Consider the following 24,186-nt stretch of genomic DNA (forward strand, 5'->3'; position numbering starts at 1 on the left):
TCACTACGCAGCGCCACCAACCACAATGCGAGGAATGCCGGTCCACTTCTCGCTATTGGTGATAGCTCGTCCGTCGACCAACAATTTCACACCAGGCAGTTGAGATGGCAACAAGTCCCGATATTGAGCATGATCCGTTTGCAGAATCGCGACATCTATATCACTATCCAACGTGTAGGGTTCGAACCCTAGCCGTTCCAGTTCTTCATCGGTGTACAGCGGATCATGTACGACAACCTCTGCTCCTCGAGCTTGCAGCGCTTGCGTTGTGGGGAACACACCCGAAAAGGCAGTCTCTTTGACTCCACCGCGATAGGCCGCACCTAAGATTACGGTTTTCATGCCTTCTAGAGAGCCCAACAATTCGACTGCTTGCTGTACGAGTCTTTCTGGCATTGACGCGTTATATGCTCGCGCGGTGCGTACGATATCAGCATCAGGATCCGTGGAAAGATACAACCGCGGGTACACTGGGATACAGTGCCCACCCACAGCGATCCCCGGACGATGAATATGACTAAAGGGTTGGGAATTACACGCCTCAATTACTTGATACACGTCAATCCCATTGGCTGCGGCATAAACACCAAACTGATTGGCCAGTCCAATATTCACATCACGATATGTTGTCTCGGCGAGTTTAGCCATCTCTGCCGCCTCAGCACTACCCAGATCCCATACCCCATTTGAACGATCAAGATCAGGACGATCATCGAACTGTAAAGTAGTCTCATAGAATTCACGAGCCAGTTGAGCACCTTGATCCGATAGGGCTCCAATAAGCTTCGGATACTTTCGCAGGTCTTCAAAGATCCGCCCAGAATATACCCGCTCAGGCGAGAACACCAAATGAAAATCAGTGCCCTCTTTCAGCCCGCTAAGCTTCTCGATCATTGGCTTCCAACGCGTTCGTGTAGTGCCCACAGGTAACGTTGTTTCGTACGAAACGAGAGTGCCGGACCTCAGGTGTTTCGCCAACGAGGCCGTAGCCATATCCATCCACGCAAAATCCGGCTGAGCAGTCTTTTCATCTACAAACAACGGCACCACCACCACAACCGCCTCGGCATGGGTCAGTGCGTCTTCATAAGAGGTGGTTGCCCGCAGGTGGCCCGACGCAATCACTTTCTCAAGCTTCTCTTGCAAGAATGCTTCTCCCGGAAACGGCTCAACTCCTCGATTAATCAATTCAACCGTTTGTGCATTTACGTCGACCCCTACAACGTTATGACCACATTCAGCGAATTGGACGGCTAGGGGCAGCCCGATTTTTCCCAGAGCGACAACGGCGATATTCATATCTGCAACTGTAATACACGTTTCATCGCAACCAGGACACTAAGTCGCATTTATAAGGCTGTGTTTGCTGGAGAAATGTAAGAAGCCTGAATCAAAGCCCATAAGGACGAAGCTCATCAGCGAACATCACCCCTGTAACCGAGCTACTCTTAGAAACGTGTAGACGTCTCGTAGTAGGAGGACGTGACATACCAGAGGTTTTGATCAGCACTACGCGCGGCTCTTGACAGCTGTAGATCTCTCGCAAGTGCATTAGCGCCGTTACTTGAGGCTAGAAAGCGCATTATATGGAGGCATGACCCGCTGAACCACGTCAGCGCAGCCTAGTTTTCTGGCACTTAATGGGGACTGTTCCCCGCGTCGGTCGGCTGAGCAAATTTTCTACTCATACGATCTAACCCATGATTCTGAGACCTAAATCCGCCAGACGCTCGGCTAGCGAAAGCAGGCCATTTCCTATGCAAGAACCTATTACATAGTACTTCTAGACTTGCCCTAAAGCGTCGAAGGTTTGTATCAGACGTGGTTACCGGTCTCACCCGACTCGCCCAGCATGCCGGTGGTTGCAGTTCTCATTAGAATATATCGACTAGCACTCAATAGTGGATGTTGATCTAATCTTCGTCACTCGCCGTGTCCCCCAGCCAGCACAGAATGTGGGTACCACCAGAAACCGAGCTAAAAATGTAGACTAAAGCGCGACGCCTCTAAAAAACAAATTACTTAGGCGTTTTCTATTATCGAAAGCCTTAGACACCTTCAACTTATCAAGGCTCGTTTTAGGTAAGGAGCTAGTCACGGAATGAGCACTCGTTTAGCTACAGCAGGTAGCACACTGATCTCACCGCAAAAGTCGGTCATATTAGGAGCATCAGACTGCAATGAAGGCCCCTGGGAAGGGATCGAGTCCGACATTGAAGCTAACGTGCTGGCGTTGTGGTCAGAAGATGAAGATTTTCCGCTTATACTCGTCACGTTAGACCTGCTGTACCCAGGACGTCGTCTGCGAGACGCGATAGAGGAAGCGGCTTATCCGGTTCCGCCCGAACGTATTTTAGTAGCTGCGAGTCACACACATCGCGCGCCGATGACGGATGACACGAAGACTGGTCTAGGCCGACCCGACGTGGAGTATCTCGACTGGATTGCAGATACAGTCTCGTCTTTAGTACGCTCCGTCCTAACTTCGGATCGGGTACCAATAACATTGCGCCTCGGGACTAGCATCGCCGACCATAGTATAAACCGTAGGCTGCGGAAACGACTGGTACTATCTAGTCGCCCACGTTTGAATAAAGTTGTTATGGCCCCTAATCCACAGGGTTTTCGAGATGAACTTCTCACAGCTCTAGTAGTTCATTCATCGGGTGAAGATCAACCACTTGCTGTCCTGTGGAACTATGCATGCCATCCTGTCGCGGGGCCCACGCAAAATGCGGTTAGTGGACATTTTCCCACGGCGGTGCGCGATGGTGTTAGACAGTACTATAACAACTCATCACTTCCGGTATTATTTTTTCAAGGCTTTTCAGGCAATACTAGACCTAAAGCGAGTGGACAAGCGCAAACCCTTAAGAGTAAGGTACGACGACGGCTTGCGGGCCCCGTGTTCGAACGAATGAAGCCGCACACGTACCAGAAATGGATGACAAGCCTTACTGAAGTGCTTCTTGGCGCGATAAGAAATGCAAAAATTCTTGACTCACCTAAGACCTCAGTTCGAAGGATCTCCATTCCCGGCTCTGATTTCATGGATGCGAATAAGCCCCTGGATCATGTTTATGTTTCACGAATTGATCTGGACACTAAGGTCTCATTCGTGACTGTAAGCGCGGAGGTAGTTGCTGAGTACGCGCCCATCCTCCGGCAGATACTGCATGATCGCCATGTAGTGTGTGTAGGCTGCGCTGATCATGTGATTGGATATTTACCGACGCAGGAAATCATGTCAGAGGGTGGATACGAGGCTGGCCAATTCTGCAAGCCCTTTGATTTAGACGGGGTAAATCCCAAGGCTCCTTCTGCGCTAATACGCGCTTTTGAACAGCTTGCCTGACTGGCTTCTAAGCAAGAAATTCTGCTGCCTGAGCATGTGGGGAGAGATGCTTCTTCGCGCACCGCCCTGTTGCCTCATTGCAATACCTCCGGCACGGGTCCATCGTTGCCTCAAATGATTTCCTCCGGGAAGCCGGTTTCGTTGCCTCAAGAAGAAACCTCCGCTAGAGCTGAGTCGTTGACGCAGAATAAGACCTCCGGCTTGTGGCCGCTCTGAGAGGTGTTTGGCGGTGACGTCGCCTCAGAAGTCGACCTCCGGCTACGGGGTTGGATTTAGCCGTGTTTGGCAGTGGCGATGGCCGGTTTGGCTCGTCCGGTTTTCTTCGCCAAAGACAGGGTTTCCAGTTCGCCGGTCATCGTCATAATCTTGCGCTGCAAGGCGGCGGGTTTGATGCGCTTGAAGGCGGCATTCATGGTGATGATCGGGCGTTTGCGCACCGCCGGATGGACGATAGCCCGTTGGTGCGGGGTGGTGGGTTTGTCGTGTTTCTTGGTGACTTTGGCCCCGTGTCGTTGCTTCGAGAGGAGCTTTTGTTGGGGCAACAGATAGTTGGTGAAGATCCGGTCCTGCTCCCAAATCTCGTTGAGGAGCTCGAGTTCCGCGGGCGTGTCATATCGCAGGTAACCGACCAGTTCTCGGACTCGGGCCCAGTTCTTTTGCTCTACATGGGCACCGTCATTTTTGTTGCCTGGCCGCGACCGGGTGAACGTGATTTCGTGCTCTTCACAGTAGGCCAGCTGATGCGCGTTGATGAACTCACTTCCGTTGTCTGAGTCAATGCCAATGATGGGAAACGGAAACACGCTGATGACATGTTCTAAGGCTTCAAAGACCCATTTGGCGGCTTTGTTCTTCACCGACCGGTTCACGGTCCATCCGGTGGCGATATCGGTCACCGTCAAGGTGAAACTCCCCAGAGGCATTGGCCCCATCGTGAGACACCAAATCGATTTCCACAAATCCTGGGACGGCATCATCCCATTCGGCCCAGGTGCGGATGGGGATCTGGGATTTCAACAAGGACCCCGGCTTGGTATGTGACCGGCCCCGGATCGTCATCTTGGCGCGTTCATCGGCCAGTTTCCGATCGATGGTGGCTGCACTCATCATCATCAGCAGCTCGGCTTGGGCATCGGAGACCACGATCTCTTTGTCACGGCGCAGCATCGGCACCAACACGGGCATCATCGCGGCCAGCAGCTTGCCTGCCGGGGCACGTAGCGTCGCCCAACAGGTAATCAACGGGTCCAACAGGTCTGGGCCATACATGGGGGTGCGTCCGGGTCGTGGCTTGACGACCTTGAGGACCAACACCTGGCGCAGGGCGGCTCTGGCGTGGTCGCGGTGCCAGCCGGTCAACTCGACGATCTCGTCGAGGATTCAGGACTTGTTGGCTCGGTTGGCAGGCGCGTTTGTAGGCGAGGGCTTTTTTCTTCGTGACGGCTTGACGTTGACTCATTGTTAGCTCCATATATCGGGCATAACTGCAGTCACCCCTCAAAGCCGGACACCACGCCGCAAAGCGGAGGTATTACTGTGAGGCAACGAATGCTCCCAGCCGGAGGAAATCTATTTAGGCAACGACCACACCTACGCGGAGGTTTTCAATGAGTCAACGCGACCGCTTGCGTCATGTGGGCAAAGATGTGGAAGATTTCCTCACGGTATCTTTACTTGCGGCGCGTAAAAGAATCAACACATACAGCCAGGTAATGACATAAACTACTGCGAGAGTTCCATATAAAAGCCAGACAGCACCCGTTTCGCTTAGCGGAAATTCATGCACAACATAAATAGCCACGGCCATGAGCGTGATTCGAATAATGTCGATTACTACGTTCGCCTTCGCCCGTTGAAATACACTTATTGCACGAGCTACGGGAATAGCAATCAGACGAATAGTGCTCGTCACGGCCAAGATTTGAATTAGAGGGACCGCGGCGTTCCAATCGTGGCCAAGAGCTATTGGCACGAGCCACGGAGCACCTATCGCTAAAGCGCCGAAGCCGAGGATACCAACACATAAGAGGAAAGAGCTAAGTCTCAAAAAAAATCGTAAATAAGCGAAGCTCTGTTCACGCCTCATCCTAGCTATCTCAGCCATAAACATTTGTCCGATTGAAGCGCCAACAAGCCCAATAGGAATAGAAATGATGCGCTCCGCCATTCCTAACTGACCTGCGAAGTCTAAGCCATAGAGGGCTGTGAGCGTTAAAAGGGGTAGCTGACTGCCCGCAGCGTTGATCAGAGCGGACGGGGCGAAAACAAGGGGGAATCTCCAGTAATACCGGAAAGATAAAGACATCTCGCGAAGTGTATGTTTTCCCAGATACTTTTTCACAACGGGTACAAGCGCTAGAAGCCCTACGAATCTTCCTATTAAATACCCTGCGAGGAGCCCTACCTGTCCCAGCGATAGCACGCCGAACGAAATTTGACTCGAAGAGGTGCCCACTGCTTGGAGCACCGTCCTGGAAGCAACTTTAATATAACGACGTTCCCGCAAAGCTAGTTGCGAGAAGACGGCGAAGAGCCCAGTAAGCAATGTAATGCCAAAAACCCACAACTCCATATAAGCTGGTGGCTCGCCATCAATAAATACATCGGAAAGAAGACCCGAGATTACAGCCCAAGCGCTTGAAATCACAAGCGTCGAAAATAGTGCGATCGTTACTATGCCTCTGGTTTCACGGTTCGTGCTACCCACAAGCGCAGCAGTATCAAACTTCAAAGCTACTGCGGGTGCAACGATGCTTGAGATCGACATGACGACAGTCAATGCCCCGAAGTCAGAGGGTGAATAAAACCTGGACAAGAAGGGCAATGCTGCGAGAGTTAGTAGCTGCGCAAATAGAGTGGCGCTACTCAGAGAAAGAAACCCTGAAACCCGTGGACTTGTAATCAGAGATTTTAGATGAGAGATAATCCTCACGGCGTCAGCATTCGTCGGATGGCTAGCATACCAGAGACTAAGCGATTGTGCTTGAAAACGCGTAAGTATGGAGTCTGATTTGCTCCAAATTTACGGTTAAAATCTTCCACGCCTTCAAGCATGGAGCCTTCGAAGTCGAATACTTTAGTCAGCTCCGCTGCAGCCTGAATCGCTTCCCACCTAAGCAACGTGCCACTTTGACTTCTGCGCAATTCGGGATCGTTCCCAGACACTAAGAGATACATTCGACGCTCGTCACCTACTACATAAACCGCAGAATGGGTCTGCCCCTCTTGATCAACGCTTGCCAAAGAAACTTTTAACCCGTGACTGGTTACAGCCTCATCAATGCGCTCCAACAATTCGGGCGGATACGGCAGGCGCATATTTTGGCGCCCAAACGTAAGCTTTGCCATCTCAAGGACTTTGTGCACGGATACATCGGGCACGACCGTAAGCCGGTTCTCCGCTCGCCTAATTTCCTTCCGCGTACTCTTTCTAATTCTATGATATAAATCGTCAACTCTATTAAGGGTGTTTAACGTGTATGTATATCGAGTCGTCTGGGAGTATCCGTTCCAGTAGAAGGGCAGCCAGTTCGTGATGTTAGGGTGAAAGTTTTGTGAGAACGAATCGTGCTTAGGTAATTTTTTTATTAATTTAATGAAGAGATCCTTTTCACGAGCTATTCGCTCATTCTCTTCGACTGAAGTATGTTCAATCCATGGCCCGAGGGTTGGTGTGAGCGGGGCTTGCCCTATAATTCTGAGACCACGCTTTTTCCTGTACACAAACGGGAGGCGAGCTACCACACGCCCGCTTTCTTCGACTTCCACTGCATCCCATTGATTCGGTGCTGTCGCCTCGAGCCACCAGGGTTGTTCAAAGATGGAGTGAGTCTGCGGGAGGGATTCAGGCATTCTAAATTAAGTCCTTCTACTTGTAAGGCCAACGGAGATGAGTCAACGAGGAGGGTGCACTTGCTCCTGTGCCCAAGCCCCCCAGTTCAGGGCGGTAACTTTGGGAATGACGATAGTCAGCCGGTCAATTGTTCCTGCCGGTTCAAAGCCAAAATTCTGGTGGGCTTTTCGAGAAGCCAAGTTTTCCACGCCCGTATCACTATAGATCGTCATCCCTTGGCAATCACTAGTACTGCGTATGTATCTAACCCCAATACTTTTCAGCGCGCGCCAAAGGCCTAGTCGACGGTGCTCTTCACGGGTGTGTTCGTTGAAGCACCAGAACTTACCTTGTGAGATTCTAGTAGGCAAGTGATCTGGTCCGGGAGACTCTGGTGTCGACAACCACTGAACGGCAGCCCATTCGACTTGGTCATGAATTAGAAAACCTATATGACCTTTATCTAGTAGCTTCCTATAAGTTTTGAGTCGCCAGTCTTGCATTTTCGGAGCAAAGAATTTATCCAGGCACTCATGACTTATCCTAGACCAACCATACCCAGCTGGTAAGTCTATAGGTGGCGGAGTGGGGCCAGTAAATTTATAGACGACTGAGTTTTTACGCTCTATATAGCGCATATCATCTCCGATGAGTATCTACGGTCCCAAATCCAACAAGACCGCTCGAGGTTGACACCAGAACACATTAACAGCGAGTATCTATGGCTGCAAGCTATATTCATGTCATTACCCACTAATATTGGCAATGAGCAGGCACCTGGTATTGCGACTCACAGCTAGCGTCCGCAACACCCCTAATATGATTAGATAAAAGTTCCCTACTAATTAAAACTCAACTGTCACCCAACACACGAAACCCACTTTACCTTATAGGCGACGAGGCAAGTGACATTCGGGGTCTTTCATGCCCGGGCGCTTCTTTTGAAAGAACGTCTGGCGATGCCCTGTGGCTCTCACCTACGACATCGCCAATATATGTGTACACATCACTCCTGCGAGCCTCTTCTTGGGTCCCGAGCTAATAGAGGATCCAGGCCTGCCCAGACAGAACTCAACGCCGCTGACAGTGCTCAAACCTTATCTACGCCCACTGAGTGGCAGTTACTAGGCGCGCAATAGCGATCGCTGAAATATGAAATAATCGTCTATGCAACCTAGCAAACATATCCGCAATTACAAACGTGTGAAACAAACCAGCGTGACAACGGCTAGCATTCACGTGGTTCTTTTATTAGACCGACGGTTTACGCTGTGACCTCGGAAGATTGAGAATGACCGGCATAACGCCATTCCGCTGGCACCACCCATCCCGGGAAACAACGGGCGTTGATTTCTTTAATACACGTTGATGCGATGTGTCAGAGTGAGTATTCTGACTCACCAAATTGAATTGTTATCTCACATCTCAGCGAGCTCTTGCACTGCTTTCTCCAGAATGAACTTTTTGTCTAGGTAAGATCTGCTCGCCTCTCGGATCTCCTCTCGAGAATAATTAGTCATCAATTCAGCGAAGTTCACCATCCGACTCAGAGATACAGCGGAATCTGAATAATAGAACGGGAAACTCTGTGGGAGCGCAGTGTCGTGATGGGTAGCATAAACTGGAATTCCACTAGCCAAATATTCACGCACTTTAAGTGTGGATGCACCGAAAAGATTCTTTCGGTCAAGGGCGAGCGAACCTATTGCAACGTCTGTTGTGTCTAGCAATGAAATGATTCCATCAGAGTCAAGAACTCCGTGAACATAAATTTCAGTTCCTTTGTGGCTCAATGCATGCACAGCCGCTCGTTGCTCGTCAGTGAGGGCTCCTACTAAATGAATGCGAACTAGTTTTTGCCCCTCACCGGTATCGGTCTCAATCGCTTCTAACAAACGATCCAATCCATGCCACTCCGCGAACGTCGAGCAGACGAAAGTAAAAGTTACCATCGTACGCAGGCGTTTATCCTCAGCCGGCATAGCTTCAGCGAAGTGATATCCATTGGGAAAAACGATAGCCCGATTTCTAAGATGCGGAAAACGAGCGATCTCATACTCTTTTATATCGCTGGTGACCGCCGCTATTCCACGCGCAGACTTCATAGTCAATGGTGTGAACCATCTCTCAACAAAGGTGGAAACCCGCTTAGAAAAGGTACTACTATCAAGAATTGCGAGTTCTTCTATTTCCTTTGCATGATGGACGGTGACTAGATTCGGGGCAAAGAGTCCAAATAAAGGACCGAAGAGATCCAATGATAAAGTCCTCAGCAATACAATGTCATAATCGCGAGCTTTTCTAACAACATACATCCACCTGTACAGTCGCAGCATAAGGGCGGAACGCCAGACCCGAGGAACTTGTCTTTCAAAGTCACTCTGAACAGCGTCGGTTTGAAGTGAAATCGTGTCCCACTGAAGGCACGCGTCTTTGGCAGCAAGTACTTCATGACGAAGTTGTTTACGATGCCCGGGTGCCAACGCTCTCAGGGTGGTAACGTGCAGTATTCTCATTTACTTCTCCGATCAGCAGTGAGAACAGGGTCCAACAAAGATTAAATCAAAAGCCAGCAAGGTCATATGAGGCTGCAACTTCGAGTTTGTCCTCACTCGCTCTCGTCCAGTCCGAGCTGCTTGTTGAGATATTTAGCAGGTACCACTCTAGTGCCTTGCGCCATCAAAACCTTGGACTTTTTCGGCAGGTAACACTGTTGTGGCAGTGCTTTTGTCGATAAGGGCTAATCTTCACTAAGATCTATGCGCCGGATCGGTCGGAAAATGCGCATCAACAATGCGTGGCGATCCGGGTCGGGCACGATCATGGCGGGCTACTTCGACCGGGCCGTGGTCACCAACATGAACGATGACAATCTGTTCGGTTGCTCCAGCACCGCGGACTCGGACAAAGACTTGGTCACCAATCAGGGTATGCGGCACCGAGTATTGGCCGTGTTCAAAAGTCACCATCGGGGTATTGACGGGCACTTGGTGTGAGACCCCGAAGGTCACCGTCTGGGCCCGTTCGGGCACTCGATGCAACATCGGGCGTTCTTGACCGGCCAGCACATCTGCCGGCCGACGCCGCGTGACGCGGTGTTCCCTGGAATTGACCTGGTCCATAAACGCCACACAGGCGGCTTCCAGCTCAGCAAATGATGCGTAGTCATCGCGTAAGTTGGTTTCGGTGGGTACCAGGTCGGCCTTGGCGATCTTCACGCTGGCCTCCACACCACCTTTGGTGGCAGGGTCTGCGGGTTCACACGTCAGCACGCTGACCCCGTAGTATCTACCAAACGCTGCCATGGCCGCGTTGCGCACCGGGACCCCGGCAATATGCTCCACGGTCACGGTTTTGGCGTTATCGGTGAGCACATAGGTTGGTGCCCCACCCAGGATGCGGAAGGTCCGATCTAGGGCGGCAAATACATTGGGTTGGGACTGATCACGGACCGGGATGACCACCCGAAACCGGGAAAAGGCTAGCCAGGCCACAAACAGGACCGTTTTGACTCCGTTGATGAGCGGGCCGTCGCCGAAGTCGTATTGTAACCACAACCCTGGCTCGGTGATCCAGGGCCGATGGATTCGCTGATGACCTACCTTCCAGGCCCGCTTGATCTTGGCCACAGCACGCCGGGTCGTCCGCTCTGAGCCGGTGAATCCCAACCCCACCAGTTTCTGGTGGACCCGATCAGCACGGATCTTCGCTTTGGAATCCTCAACCCATTGCTCAATATGGTGTTGATAAGGATCGATGAGTTTGTTTCTGGGTGTTGGCTGGCCGATTGGACGCCCGGCATCCCGGGCCGCCACATGGGCAGCCACGGTGTGATGCGAACATCCGGCAAGCTCGGCAGCGGCACGAAACGACCCGGTGAGATCGTAAGCTGCAAGAATTTCCATGATTTCTCCGTCAGACTTCAGACAGGACCTCTTTCTGAAGGTTTCCGATAACAGGTGGCACTGTCATCGAACCTCAGGAAGAGGTCCGCTGCGTATCAGACACGCAGCACAACGATGGACGATCGTGGGCAGAACTCATGACCACCAGTGGGCAGTTTTCCTGACCGCCAGCGGGAACTATCATTGACCGCCTATGGGCAGTCTTCCATGGCCGCTAACACGAGATCTATTCTTCCACGCACGCGCGAAGGCTTATACCTTAACGATAGGCCGGTGCCCTCGTGCCGGGCGCAAAGTCAAATCCACATAGCCTGCGAGTTCTGTTCCAGGTCAGCGTCTGGCGTGGCTGCTGCATATGAGTGACGTCTAAGACCGGAGAGTTTATGACTCATGCGCGAGCGCCGTCCAAGCATGCCCGTTTATGCCGCGGAAACTTTATAGAGGCATCTCCGTCACTGCTTGTTGCCTAGACGCACTAATTTAAGTGGTTTTTGGAGCGTTGAGGAAGTAGGATTCCTCTTCCCAGGACCGTCTGAGGTTTTTGTGCGTGCAGCAACAAGAAATGCTAGAGCTAACGAAAAGAAGAAGATAGGAGCTTTTAGATCTCCGGAAACAGATACGTGAACAATTTCCGCCACAAGCCACGCGGATACACCGAGAGCTATCGTTGAATGCCGAGAAGTTTTTAGACATCTCACAAGAATTGCGAGTACTAAGAGAATAAAAAAGGTGCCCACAATTGCCCCCTGCTCAATAAATACTTCCAGGAAGAGATTATGGGGGTAGAACCCCTTGAAGCCATCGGTATACAGAGCCCAATTGCCGTATCCAACACCTAAGGGGTGGTCAGAAATTACAGGTAAAGACTGTTCCCACATGCGTTTCCTGGCGGTTCCACCATCAATTTCGCCCGCTAGGATACCGACAATACGCGACTCACTGAACCAGGGCAATTTCACTAGAACAAGCGTACCGAGAGAGCCTAGCGCTAACGCCCAGATTTTTTTACCAATCGTTATCTTAGAAGCGAGTATGATCACCGCAGTTCCGCTGAGCGCCGCGACCAAGGGTCCGCGCGAACCAGTAGCGAAAATACCGAGGAATAGTGAAATTCCAATTATTATCGTCCACACTAATCGAATTCGTTTAGTCCAGTAGAGCCAGACAAGGAGAACGAAGCCAGCTGACATTACTCTAGAAACCCAAATGGGGTTCATTCCAAATACTTCAGCCCTCAAGCTATCGCTGTTCAGTAAGCTTGCGGCGCTGAGATAAATTCCAATTGCGACCCAAATCACTGCAAGGGCAATGAAACCACGTGGTAAAGAAATTAGGCTTGCGATCGCAGCGGAGAAAACAATTACTGTCCATAAAGAAACGAACTTCTGCTCACCGTACTCCAACAAAGGTTCTGAAAACATTCGATGTACTGATAAGAGGCCGAATACCAAAATGATAAATGGAATAATCGAATGAAGCTTGGGCAAGTGACGAGCGACTTCCAATAACAGAAAAAATGCCGCTATGATTATGGCCGGTTGAGTAATATACGAATCACTTCCGGGCCCTAGATAACCTCCAAGCAGCACCAACGCCACGAGCAGGGCACGGATTACATACATTCTGAACGCTCCCTTATATACTCTCGGGCCGACTCTACTCGCTCACGCGGCTATTCATTGGCAGCTACCCGACGGAGTAAAAAATTAAATTTGTGCTGGCACTAGAGGTGGACAGTCCTTCTGCATGCGAACCAGAAGGTTAGTCGCGCTACCTGAGACCCAATCTTCTATCCTCCATCGACAATTAGTTGGCGTATAAGAATCATAGAGGAGTTTTGATTGTGTTAAATTCTTGGACTGCCTGTTGCCCTTCCCCCTGCTATGCCTCCGCACGGGCTGCAAAGCGCTTGATCTGGAGGTCTTACACCTGACAATATCCACTTTGTTGGTATACCCAAATATTAGCGATAGACTTTTTGATTGAGAAACGACTCCAAAAAGTTCTCAATTACTTGGTTGCCTGAGTAGTGTTCGTGAATAAGAGCGATCTTTTCCGATTGGAGTTCTCGCTGTTCCTCTGCCAGATCCCTGTTTTCGATAAGAAACGCAATCCTCTCTTCAAGAGCTGATACTGAATTTGGTTCAAAGAGGCACTCCTCTTCAAGAATCTCAGGTATCCCTCCTACAGAAGAGCCGATAGATAACACTCCTACAGCCATAGCTTCTAGCAGAGCTTTGGGCATCCCTTCGGTCCTAGATGGCATTGCGAACATGTCAAAAGTACTCACGTACCGTGCTACGTCAAGACTAAAACCTAACCGCTCTATGAAGAAAGCCCCCTTAACTTGCAACTCTTTAGCCAGGGATCTTAGTTCCTCATGTTTGGCTCCCTGACCTACCAAGGTCAACGAAATATCATATCCGCGCTTCTGCAAGGAGCCAACGGCTTTGATTAAAAGATCGTGTCCCTTGTAGTTCTGTTGCTGGCTACCTACTGCAATTATGGAAAAATCCTTTTCAGCATCATGGCGCCGCTTCTTTGTTATTGCTAACAACTCTGGGGAGAATACGACGTCTGTCCGAGCTTGAACAAGTGCTTCTTGGCTTGGAGGATATAACTCTTGTAAAGTCCTCAAAGTTACGTAGATAATGCCATCAGCATATTGTACTGTCCTACGTAACTTCCTCTGTTCAATACGGGCAGCTAGATGGTTTGCTGGTGTTGGTAGGATCGACTTTGCTACCCCGGCAGGGTCACCTATCACTCTGAGAATGAGCGCTGCGCCAATCTCTTTCACCTTTTTACTTATTGGACCCGCGATTTGTGTTGGTACCCACATGTAATACACTTGCTCAGGGTCGGCGATGTAATTGAAAATAAAATCTAGTATTTCAGCACGTTTACGGTAGTAATTAACTACCCCAGAGTAGTAGGGGATTGGGACCACCTCCAACCTCTCGTGAAGTAGGTATCCTTCATTCCGGACTAACCCAGGTTCTACCCGCGCTAGTACTGTGATCTTGTTAAACGTTTGTAAAAATGGCTCCCACTCAGCAGCTGACATTAGAGGGTCGGTTGAGCGTAGGCGTCCTTGCTCATCCTCATGAAGCCGTGTTACGCTCATGAAAAGCAAATCAGCCTTAGGCGTAGTCGCATGATTATTAATCGCAGAACGATTCATTCTCACCTCTCAAGTGATTTATTAACTATGACGGTAATGCTTCGTGCCCGTCGGGATCCCTAACCTATGACCCTGTACCGCCATCAAGGCCTCACACCTATCCCCAAGTTGTCGTGGACCTTGATGCTCATCGTCTTACTGGTCGCTAATCTTCTACGATGCCGTAACCATTGCAAAAGGGACTCACCCTGAGTTAGCACATGCCTTTCTGACAGAGTTCACGTGCAGTGAGTACGTTTCACTAGTCATTTAGTTATCTTCTAGAGCGGAGCCCGCGTGACAAGATATTCCGTTCTTTTATCTTTGAGTCAAATTACTACCCACACAATAAAACCCGTCTGGAGACACCATTGCAAGCAATGCTCGACGAGTCAGATAAGATCCGATATTGCGGTTACTACCTCTAAGAATACTAAGTACTAGGTTCGTCGGGCTCGCACCCTCTCATCCCCCTCATCGATTTTTGACGCTACTGCCTTCACTATAATAATGCGCTAGTTGTCGCAAAACATTTTCTTTATCAAAGTACTTGTGGACAAACATAACGCCTGCCTCCCCCATTGTTCGGCGCAGTTGGGGACTTTCAATAAGCTTCTCGAGTGCAGCACCTAATTCAGTATGACTTCGGGCTGCCACTTGAATACCGGTATGGCCGTCAACGCTTGCATCCCGAGCTCCTGTAGCCCGAGTCGAAACAGTGGGCAGCCCTAAAGCGCCTGCTTCGAGAAGCGCGTTGCCCATACCTTCTCTGTACGTCGGGAGAGCCAATATGTCCATTAGAGAATAGTAGTTTTCTATATCCTCAACATGACCAACCAAGACGGGGCTTCGGTTTCCGGTCAATCCCGCTTGCCTCCAAGGAGCGACGCCCTCTTTCAGCTCAGTTGACCCGATCACCAACAGCTGGTGGGGAACTCCTCGATCGTGTAGCATACGGCTGGCTGCCGCCAGCTCAAAGACGCCCTTATCCCTAGTAATTCGCCCGACAAACCCTACCACCGGCACCCCAGGCACAAGGCCAAGATTCTCCCGGAGGGCTCGGACAGTGTTAGAGTTTTTGCGCGCTGGATTGAATATATTCAGGTCTACACCGTTGGAGCTGCCCCGTCCTAGGGTAGTTATCTTATTTGGAGATACAAGGCCAAGGCGCACAGCTTCATCACGAAGGCTCGGGCTATCTGCCAAGACATCTGTCGCTGCTGCACAAGTCAGTTTCTCTATAAACCTTAACAGCCTCAGTTTAAGTCCAGACTCTGTTTCGAGCCTAAGACCCCGCAAGTGATAAGTTCGTTTAGGTATACGCGTGGCGAAAGCACCGAGCATTCCCAATAAGCCAGCTTTAGGCGTACCGGAGCTCACCACATCCGGTTTCAATATAAGGAAGAGACGCATCCAGCTAATTAGTGCCTTCAGATCCTGCGCAGGTGAAGGCTCTCGTGACATATTAATCTTATGCCAGGTGACATTCTTATTTAAGGATTGACCTTCGCCCCCCTGTGAGGAGGATACTAGATGAACGTCCCACCCTAATGAGGCCAAATAATCTCCCACTCCCCGCAAGAATTTCAATGAGCGGAAGGAAGTAACGCCAAGAACTATTCTGGGTTTTCCTTTTTCCCTATCCAATTCATCTAACCTCATACCACTTCGCTCTCCGGATCTAATCTCACTTAGCCTCAACCATGCACAATTTCTCACTACACGTCTTCGAAGTCGTCACGCCTGCGCCGCCCCTAGATACTAGTATTCTCGTTCTCTCGAGACCTGCCCGCTAGCATGGTTAAGATTCAGGCACCGCTGTTCAAACAAGACCGACCTATTGAGTACTGCGTGGGGCTCCCGGGCAAGCCAGACTTAATGTAGCATGCCAGATAGGAGCCGAGACGGCTTACTTCCATAGTGGTCAGGGCTCACATAAGCCTATTTTCATCGTTCTAATGCTAGTCCACAGAATTTTGGTGGTAAGAAAACTTGCCTGCCAGACTCTCTACCCATCTAGTCAATTCGTTATCCGTTCCCAGCTACCTCACCTCACAGTTAGATACCCGTTAGCGCCGAATTGTTCGTTCTACCCGGTACTGCAATCTTGTCATGTACCCGCGGGACTCTTCGGTCTTACAAGGGCCTTCGCAGGGTTGCCGACCACCGTAGTACCCGCGCCTACATCGCGTGTTACGACAGCCCCTGCTCCCACGACAGATCCGTCCTCGATTCTCAGAGACGGCAGAATCGCAGCGCTGCCACCTACGAAGGCTTTTCGGCCCAGAGTAACGCCTCCCATGACATTCACGAGAGGGCTGAGGGTACTGTATTCACCTAGCCTGCTGTCGTGACCCACAGAGCAGTTCTTATTGAGATGGCTATGATTGTCTATGATGACGTCCGGATCTATTACGACCCCAGGACAGATCACCACACCAGCACCAATAACCGCACTAGGGGCTACAACTGCTTGATCAGCTACGAAGGTATGATACTTTACATCACGCTCTTCTAAGTTAGCTACAATTTCCATTTTTGCACGTGGAGATCCCACTGCAATTAACAAAACATCGTTTCTCTCAGGTATGTAGTTGCCAACCGTATCGATTACAGAGGCTTGAGGTGTTATAGGCCCAGGGTTATCATCTATAAAAACTACCTCAGCAATCCCAGTGTCTTGGCAGTGCTTTGGCGACAGTCCAACCCACTCGTAAACTGCCCTGCCGAAGCCCCCAGCTCCAACTATCACTAATCGCAAAGACATCTCAGCGCTGCTCCTGACTTGACTGCACAGGTATTTGTGCTTCAGAATCCGGTGAGCTCCCCCAAAAATAGTCACCTACTACAGCACCCTCTGCTGTAATCCCCTCACGCTTTATAGCCACGAATACTGTCTTTAGAATGATTTTGATGTCTAAAAGCAACGATCGATTATCCACATACTCGACGTCGAGTTTAAACCGTTCTGACCAGCTCAGTTCGTTACGTCCCTGAATTTGCGCGAGGCCAGTGACACCAGGCTTTACCTCATGTCGCCGTGCCTGATCATCTGTATATCTCTCCAGATATTCAACCCGCAATGGACGAGGACCTACCAGACTCATATCACCCCTAAGAACGTTATACAGTGATGGCAATTCATCCAGACTTGTAGCACGCAGTTTCGAGCCGAAGGGAGTCATTCGATCTTCGTTCGCTACCCGCCCCACACTCTCATCAACGTTTAACATGCTGCGAAATTTGTAGAGCGTGAAGATTTCACCATTTAAACCCGGTCTGTCTTGTCTAAAGATGACTGGCGTTCCAAGTTTCATTCTCACTGCAACCCCAACTGCCCCTATTATCGGCGAGAGAGCCACAAGCGCGGCTGCTGAACTGACTATGTCCAAACCACGCTTCACCGAGGCGTAAAATCTTCGGTATACCTTCATCACGCAGTCTCCATCTTTTCTTGCAAAGTTGACAGCACGTGTGCGAATTGGGTCCTTGTCATTTCCGACCCGCTAGGTAACGTAACACCTCTATGAAATAGTTTCTCGGAAGTTCCGGTTATAAGCCCCGGCATCGTTTCGAAGACTGGTTGCAGGTGCATAGGTTTCCATAATGGTCGAGACTCAATGTTTGCTGACTCCAGCTCCGCTTGTATTTTTTTTGCAGTGACCGGAGCGACATGCGGATCTACAATGATAGAAGTCAACCAACAGTTATCTTCACTATCTTCCTGCCCAAAGATTTCAATGCCAGGAACATTGTCAAGAAACTGCCGATACCTGGTGCGCCACTCTCGTCGCCGTGTGATCATCTCATCGAGCCGGGTCAATTGCGCACAGCCGATGGCTGCCAGAATATTACTCATACGGTAGTTGTAACCGATATCGGCGTGTTCATAGTGCACCACGGGTTGTCGCGCTTGAGTCGATAAGTACCGTACATGGGACGCAATGGCCTCATCATCAGTCAGCAACATCCCTCCACCAGAAGTTGTCATAATCTTGTTCCCGTTAAAGGACAAGATTGCAGCGTTTCCAAAAGAGCCTGCCGGCCGACCTGCATGTGAGGCACCCAGAGATTCTGCTGCATCAGCAAGAATCGGAACGTTAAATTCTTTACTGATCGCCTCGATGGCTGTGTAATCGGCCGCTTTGCCTAGCAGATCTACCGGTACAACCGCTGTTGCAGGTGTCCCCTGACTCGATAATTCTCCCAGTGCCTGACGAAGCAGGCCTGGATCCATGTTGCCAGTCACGGGATCGGAATCGATGAAGTATGGGGTGGCACCTGTGTACACAATTGCATTGGCGGTCGCTGCAAAAGTCATCGTGGACGTGACCACGATGTCCCCCGGCTTGACGCCAAGTGCCAGTAACCCTAGGTGCAAAGCAGCTGTTCCTGAGCTCAATGCGACTGCGTGTTCGACACCAATTCGAGCAGCCATTTCCTTTTCAAAAGCTTCGAGGTTTGGGCCCGCAGGCGCAACCCATCCGCTCTTCATCGCAGCTAAAACAGCTTGTTCCTCAAGCTCAGTAATATCGGGTCGCGAAAGGTAGATTCTTTCGTTCATCGGATAACTGCACCTTTCTCGTGTTCCATTCGGTCAAGCCAGACCTGCAGGTCCATATTTTCCGGTGACAGACTGCCCACCGTTGCATGAGAGATTTGTTGATGGAACGGGCGTTCAAGATCTTCATTTGCCCCTACGAGCTCTTCGTGGAGTTTTTCGCCTTCACGAAGCCCCGTGTATACGATTTCGATGTCTTTGCCCGAAATTGCAATCATTCGTTTGGCTATATCTAATATTTTGATTGGCTCCCCCATGTCAAGGATGAGCACTTCCCCTGCACGGCCGATCCCGCCAGCTTGAATAACTAGTTGGCACGCTTCAGGAATGGTCATGAAGTAACGAGTTACTTCTGGGTGCGTCACGGTTACTGGTCCGCCGTTTTCTATCAATCGCTCAAACGTCGGCAGCATGGAGCCTCGACTACCGATGACGTTGCCAAACCTCACGGACAGATACGGTCTTCCGGTTTCTTTCGCTGCCCACGCGGTGATCTTCTCTGCCACCCGCTTGGAATGACCAAGCGCACTGGTAGGGTTGGCCGCTTTATCAGTTGATATATTCACAAATGTCTCAACACCACTGGCCATGGCGGCTTGAACGACATTGCGTGTCCCTAACACGTTGGTTTTCCAAGCTTCCTCCGGATACTTCTCTAACATGGGCAAGTGTTTGAGCGCCGCAGCATGAAACACAACTTCGGGTTGATGGGAGGCAAATACTTGGCGCATCAGTTCGGTTTCACGGATATCAGCCAACACAATGTCTTCACCATCGAGCAGGCCATTCCCCTGAAGCCTGATCTGTGCTTCCTGAAGCGAGGTTTCATCCCGATCAAGCATGATGAGTTCGGTTGGACCAAATTTCGCGAGTTGAACGCACAGCTCAGAACCAATCGACCCGCCAGCACCTGTCACAAGGACTTTTTTACCGGTGATGAAGCCGGCTATCTCTTCAACGTTAGTATCTACGGAAGTCCGTCCGATGAGGTCCTCGATAGACACAGATCGGAGATCCTGTACTCCGATCGGGCCTTCCATCAGCCGTTGGACAGTTGGAGTTTTCAAAACGCGTAGACCAGCAGCATTTCCGGCGTCCGTGAGTTCCCCTAAAAATTCCGGAGAAACGTTGGAAATGGCCACGACGAGCACTTTGGCGCGCGTTTGTTTGGCGACTTGTTCTATGTCATCCGAGGTCCCCAACACAGGTACGCCATGTAACCGCAGTCGGCGCTTGGTGATGTCATCATCAATGAGACCTACGGCTCTCAATGGTGAATCTGGATCATTCATGATGGTGCGCACCGTTATCTCACCAGCTTGTCCTGCACCAACCACAAGCGCGGGGGTCGCGGCGCCGGCAGGTAGCCGAGCTCGGTCGATACTCAAGCGGTAGAGGAAACGCAGCCCAAACATAATGACTACCGCTAGAGGGAACGCGAGGAGTGCCAAGCTCCGTGGTATTTCAGCTTGGAATCCAGTGAGAAGTAGGAAGACAGAAAATACCACGCTCGTTAGGAGCGCTGCTAGCGTGACGGTTCGTACTTCGTCCAGGGAGCCGTAGGCGTATTTACCTAAGTAAATGCCCAGCATTAACCCGACAAGTACAAAGAACCCCGCCATGACGACTGCTAACAGGACGGTGGATAGCCATTCGATGCGCCATGCATCGAACTCGTAGCGCAGAAATAATGCAAGGAGCACCGAAACGAACCACGCTGAAGCGTCTGCAACAGCCATCAAAGCAGACTTCCACCTAGCGCGGCGAATACCCGATACATTGAAACGTGAATCACTCATACGGCAGCTCGATTCAGATAAGTAACGATTCCACCTAAGGCACTCACGACCTGGTCCCTAGATTCTTTGTAGGTCTGCTTACTACGTCTGTAGGGGTCCACGACATCGTCGTCTTCAGGATCCTCGAACGATACAGCCAAACCACGGTTCACAGCCGCGGCTTCGACCAGTGCCTTCATGTTCTCCACGAGGTTGGCTGCCTCACTGAAAGCAATGTCCTCATCTGGAACGAGCTCAGCAATCCTTGCAAGCTCGCGAAGCGTGAAGGTTCTCCTGAGCGCACGGGGCGATAATTTCACTGCTTCGCTACGGTGTTGCCGTTCCATTCCCAGGATGAGATCCGCGCTTTCAACATGCTGCAAGGCAAGCTGCTGAGCTCGATGCTCCTCTGGTGCTTCGACCCCGAGCTGAGTAGCGATCTCTTGTTGAATCTCGGGCATCTGATGCCCTACCAGTGCTTGGGTTCCTGCGCTGAGTGTTTTGATGGAAGGCGTATTGATCGATTGGTGCAATAGGAGTTCCGCCAGTGGAGAGCGGCAAACGTTTCCTGTGCAGACGAACAAGATCGTGAATTGCGGAGCGGAGCTCATCGTTTGAGTCCCCTAGTTGCTCGTCGCGAGCTCGCTTTCGCCTTGCGAGGCGGGGTGCGGTCTTGGGCAGTGAGAGTGACATCGTCTTCTTCATAGGCATACGAGTAGCTACCGTACATGTAACGGCCCGGTCCTTTGGCTGGCAGTCTCTTCGCCACGACGCCACGTAGTGGTACGTGCGCGGTCTCGAGTGTTTCAACTGCTGCTTGCAAGCTTTGCTGATGAGTGGAACCCACGGCCGCTACGAGAATGACACCCTGAGTCTTAGCTCCGATGACCACCGCGTCGGTCACCAAAAGCATAGGCGGTGCATCAACGATGACAACGTCCATGCTCTTAGAGAGGATCTCCAGTGTTTGCTGCATAGACTCAGAACCCAGAAGTTCAGAAGGGTTCGGTGGTACTTGCCCGGCTGGGAGAACATACAGTTCGGTTCGACCCCATCGTTGAAGGACGTCTGACAGGTCTGCTCTTCCGATCAGCACATCCGTTAGACCAACGGCACCTTCAATGCCCATGTAGTTAGCGACACGTGGCTTACGTAAGTCGCCATCTACGAGCGCTACGCGCAGTCCGGTTTCAGCAAGTGCTACAGCTAGGTTCGTCGAAACAGTGGATTTACCTTCCCCAGGTGCTGCACTGGAAATGACGTAGGTCTTCGGTCCTTCGTCGACATCCAAGAACTGCAGGTTAGTGCGCAAGGTACGGAACGCTTCGGCACGTGGATGCTTGGGGTCGACATGGACGATGATGGGTTTCTTGTGAGCTTGCGGGTCATCAACAATTCGACCAAGGATCGGGGCATCAGTGATCGCTTCGATATCATCAAGCGAGCGGAGACGGGTATCGAGGACATACCGGAGGATGGCGACACCAACTCCGACAGCAAAGCCAAGTAGGAGCCCGAGTAGTAGGTTGACTGCGATTCGCGGGCTGACCGGATCGAACGGAGTGGCGGCCGATTGCACGGTGTTGATCTGTACGGGGCTATCGTCTGCGTCTCCCTGGCGAGATTCGAGCTCTTCTTCCACCAGGGTCTTCAGCTGAGCTCCAACTTCATTGGCGATCTCAGCGGCAAGCTCCGGGTCTTCATCCGTGACCGTGATATTGAGCAGCGTCGAGTCAGCCGGGGCCGTAACGGTCACCTGTTCGGCCAGTTGAGCATCGGTCCGGTCGAGTTCTAGCTCTTCAGCAACCGGCGTCAAGACACTTTCGGTTGTAGCCAGTTCAGCGAAGGTCGCCATATTTTGTCGCGCGAAGTTCGACCCTTGCAGCAGGTCACCAGACGCTTGGGTGTCGGTTCGAACTGACACGTAAACTTTAGAGTGTGCTTCGTATGCGGGAGTTGTGAGATACGAGAGCGTCGCAGCTACTGCAACTCCGAGGAGTGTACTCCCTAGGATCAACACCCAATTGGCATACATAATACGCAGATAGTCGCGTAATTCCACGCACTTCTCCCCTACTGAATGGTTCTTCCGGAATCCTCATAGTACTACTAGGATTTTCAACCAGTTACAAACCGGACTGCATCGACAGGTTCTTCACCCCGAATTCACTAAGGGTTTCAGCACCTGTCATTTGTTCAATCTTTTACTGTTCCCTATATCACCACATCACTTCACCCCTAGTGAGGTTTATGACGACCTCGTGTGATGCCGGCCAGATAAGAGACGACACAGTTTATGTCTAGCAGTAAATGCAGGTGTTATGCCCCTGCCTGAAGCCTCTCACCATGATACTGGCACAAACTATCTGCAATAGCACTTTTACAGTCGATAGTCAGAACTTGACATGCAGAACCTTCATACCCCTTCGCGGTTTATAGGCCAATTCATCGGAACTGCTAGAACGTTATATAGTATCTCGCATGAGTCATAACACCATGGAGATCCTTAACGGTGAAGAACGTGCCCCCTCCAAGAAGAAAAAAGCTCTCTTTTGGACTCTGGGTGCGTTCTTAGTCGTTTTGTTGATCGCAGGCGCTATTGTCTGGGCTGCCCTGTCGAAATTGCAAGATTTCGAAACCATCGAAAGCGCGTTCCCGGATAATTCCCTCCGCCCGGCTGCTTCCGAACCCGCGGAGGGCGAAGACGATGCGTCGATGAACATTCTGCTGCTCGGCTCCGATTCGAGAGCTGACACCTCGACTCCGGTACTTGATGATATCGGCAACCGTGCTGACACCATCATGGTGGCTCACATCCCGTCGGATCGTAGCGGTGTGCAGATCATGTCGATCATGCGTGACTCCTGGTTAGAAATCCCTGGCCACGGGCACGCCAAGATCAACGCGGCCATGGCTTATGGTGGTGTCCCCCTGATGGTCCAGACCGTTGAAGGCCTCCTCGATCAACGCATTGATCACGTCGCGGTAGTCGATTTCAATGGCTTCCAGAATATGACTGACGCTCTTGGCGGCGTGCGAATCAATAACCCCCGTGCGTTTGGTGTCCGTGGCACAGAATTCGCTCAGGGTCCTATCAACCTCAACGGTGAAGAAGCATTGAAGTTCGTCCGCAGCCGCGACTTCGCAGACGGTGACTACACTCGCGTCGAGAACCAGCAATTATTCATGCGGAGCATGGCTGGTGAGATCCTGTCACGCGATACTATTACCAACCCGGGCAAACTGAACGACCTGGTGGAAGCGACGACTCCTTATGTGGCCCTCGATGGCGACTTCGGTGCTGGAACCATGGTTGGTTTGGGCACCTCAATGTCTTCAGTGCGAGCCAATGATATCACCAGCTTCACGCTGCCCACCGCCGGGTTGGGCACCGAAGGTGGTGGACAATCAGTTGTCTACGTGGATTGGGATGAACTCGAGGAAGTTCAAGAACGCTTCAAGAATGATGATCTCGCTGATTATCAGCCTGATCCCCGCTAAAAACTTTACGGCCCTGTAACGGATCAGAAATGTGCATCGTCCTTTGGGCGGTGCACATTTTTATTTCACCAGCCCCCTTGTCATCGGCCTT

Annotated in this window: 17 protein-coding genes and 1 pseudogene; 2 read left to right on the forward strand and 16 right to left on the reverse strand. The window is 51.0% G+C overall.

What is annotated here, in order from left to right; all coding sequences use genetic code 11:
- Positions 1 to 3: 3 nt before the first annotated feature.
- Positions 4 to 1,299, reverse strand: coding sequence for a nucleotide sugar dehydrogenase (locus J2S62_RS11230; protein WP_310174743.1), 1,296 nt, complete (start codon positions 1,297 to 1,299; stop codon positions 4 to 6).
- A gap of 1,303 nt (positions 1,300 to 2,602) precedes the next feature.
- Here J2S62_RS11230 and J2S62_RS11235 point away from each other — a divergent pair.
- Positions 2,603 to 3,355 carry a hypothetical protein gene (locus tag J2S62_RS11235; protein WP_310174746.1) on the forward strand — a complete coding sequence of 251 codons (753 nt, stop codon included), beginning with the start codon at positions 2,603 to 2,605 and terminating at the stop codon, positions 3,353 to 3,355.
- A 272-nt stretch (positions 3,356 to 3,627) separates the two neighbouring features.
- Here the strand turns inward: J2S62_RS11235 and J2S62_RS11240 are convergent, their stop codons facing one another.
- The 15 genes and pseudogenes from J2S62_RS11240 to J2S62_RS11310 all read right to left on the reverse strand — a co-directional run bounded on the left by J2S62_RS11240 (position 3,628) and on the right by J2S62_RS11310 (position 22,656).
- Positions 3,628 to 4,251 carry an integrase catalytic domain-containing protein gene (locus tag J2S62_RS11240; protein ID WP_344987320.1) on the reverse strand — a complete coding sequence of 208 codons (624 nt, stop codon included), beginning with the start codon at positions 4,249 to 4,251 and terminating at the stop codon, positions 3,628 to 3,630.
- Positions 4,181 to 4,714, reverse strand: a complete 534-nt coding sequence (locus tag J2S62_RS11245; RefSeq protein WP_310174750.1) for a hypothetical protein — start codon at positions 4,712 to 4,714, stop codon at positions 4,181 to 4,183. The genes J2S62_RS11240 and J2S62_RS11245 overlap by 71 nt, the downstream gene beginning before the upstream one ends.
- Before the next feature lie 271 nt (positions 4,715 to 4,985).
- Positions 4,986 to 6,122, reverse strand: coding sequence for an MATE family efflux transporter (locus J2S62_RS11250; protein ID WP_310174752.1), 1,137 nt, complete (start codon positions 6,120 to 6,122; stop codon positions 4,986 to 4,988).
- 161 nt (positions 6,123 to 6,283) lie between these two features.
- On the reverse strand, positions 6,284 to 7,207 hold the full coding sequence (locus J2S62_RS11255) for a GNAT family N-acetyltransferase (protein ID WP_310174754.1): 924 nt from the start codon (positions 7,205 to 7,207) through the stop codon (positions 6,284 to 6,286).
- A gap of 1,398 nt (positions 7,208 to 8,605) precedes the next feature.
- Positions 8,606 to 9,703: a glycosyltransferase family protein gene (locus J2S62_RS11260; protein ID WP_310174756.1), complete on the reverse strand. Its 1,098-nt coding sequence runs from the start codon at positions 9,701 to 9,703 to the stop codon at positions 8,606 to 8,608.
- 258 nt (positions 9,704 to 9,961) lie between these two features.
- A pseudogene (gene istA / locus J2S62_RS11265) lies at positions 9,962 to 11,113 on the reverse strand (IS21 family transposase); the annotation flags it as partial.
- Between the two features lie 431 nt (positions 11,114 to 11,544).
- A complete protein-coding gene (locus J2S62_RS11270; protein WP_310174759.1) occupies positions 11,545 to 12,714 on the reverse strand; it encodes an O-antigen ligase family protein in 1,170 nt (389 codons plus the stop codon).
- A 341-nt stretch (positions 12,715 to 13,055) separates the two neighbouring features.
- Positions 13,056 to 14,159, reverse strand: a complete 1,104-nt coding sequence (locus J2S62_RS11275) for a glycosyltransferase (RefSeq protein WP_310174760.1) — start codon at positions 14,157 to 14,159, stop codon at positions 13,056 to 13,058.
- 570 nt (positions 14,160 to 14,729) lie between these two features.
- Positions 14,730 to 15,917, reverse strand: coding sequence for a glycosyltransferase family 4 protein (locus tag J2S62_RS11280; RefSeq protein ID WP_310174762.1), 1,188 nt, complete (start codon positions 15,915 to 15,917; stop codon positions 14,730 to 14,732).
- 448 nt (positions 15,918 to 16,365) lie between these two features.
- Positions 16,366 to 17,022 carry a NeuD/PglB/VioB family sugar acetyltransferase gene (locus J2S62_RS11285; protein WP_310174764.1) on the reverse strand — a complete coding sequence of 219 codons (657 nt, stop codon included), beginning with the start codon at positions 17,020 to 17,022 and terminating at the stop codon, positions 16,366 to 16,368.
- Between the two features lies 1 nt (position 17,023).
- Positions 17,024 to 17,689 carry a sugar transferase gene (locus J2S62_RS11290; protein WP_310175868.1) on the reverse strand — a complete coding sequence of 222 codons (666 nt, stop codon included), beginning with the start codon at positions 17,687 to 17,689 and terminating at the stop codon, positions 17,024 to 17,026.
- Positions 17,689 to 18,819 carry a DegT/DnrJ/EryC1/StrS family aminotransferase gene (locus tag J2S62_RS11295; RefSeq protein ID WP_310174766.1) on the reverse strand — a complete coding sequence of 377 codons (1,131 nt, stop codon included), beginning with the start codon at positions 18,817 to 18,819 and terminating at the stop codon, positions 17,689 to 17,691. The genes J2S62_RS11290 and J2S62_RS11295 overlap by 1 nt, the downstream gene beginning before the upstream one ends.
- Positions 18,816 to 20,555, reverse strand: a complete 1,740-nt coding sequence (locus J2S62_RS11300; RefSeq protein ID WP_310174768.1) for a polysaccharide biosynthesis protein — start codon at positions 20,553 to 20,555, stop codon at positions 18,816 to 18,818. Before J2S62_RS11300 ends, J2S62_RS11295 begins: the two co-directional genes overlap by 4 nt.
- Positions 20,556 to 20,611: 56 nt before the next feature.
- Entirely contained in the window at positions 20,612 to 21,205 is a 594-nt protein-coding gene (locus J2S62_RS11305) for an arsenate reductase/protein-tyrosine-phosphatase family protein (protein ID WP_310174770.1), read from the reverse strand.
- The gene (locus J2S62_RS11310; RefSeq protein WP_310174772.1) at positions 21,202 to 22,656 is read right to left on the reverse strand and encodes a polysaccharide biosynthesis tyrosine autokinase; all 1,455 of its coding nucleotides are present in this window, start codon (positions 22,654 to 22,656) and stop codon (positions 21,202 to 21,204) included. The genes J2S62_RS11305 and J2S62_RS11310 overlap by 4 nt, the downstream gene beginning before the upstream one ends.
- A gap of 419 nt (positions 22,657 to 23,075) precedes the next feature.
- Here J2S62_RS11310 and J2S62_RS11315 point away from each other — a divergent pair, with 419 nt between their 5' ends.
- Positions 23,076 to 24,095 carry an LCP family protein gene (locus tag J2S62_RS11315; protein WP_310174774.1) on the forward strand — a complete coding sequence of 340 codons (1,020 nt, stop codon included), beginning with the start codon at positions 23,076 to 23,078 and terminating at the stop codon, positions 24,093 to 24,095.
- Positions 24,096 to 24,186 lie beyond the last annotated feature (91 nt).

Origin of the sequence: Enteractinococcus fodinae, assembly GCF_031458395.1 — a bacterium.
GTDB lineage: Bacteria > Actinomycetota > Actinomycetes > Actinomycetales > Micrococcaceae > Yaniella > Yaniella fodinae.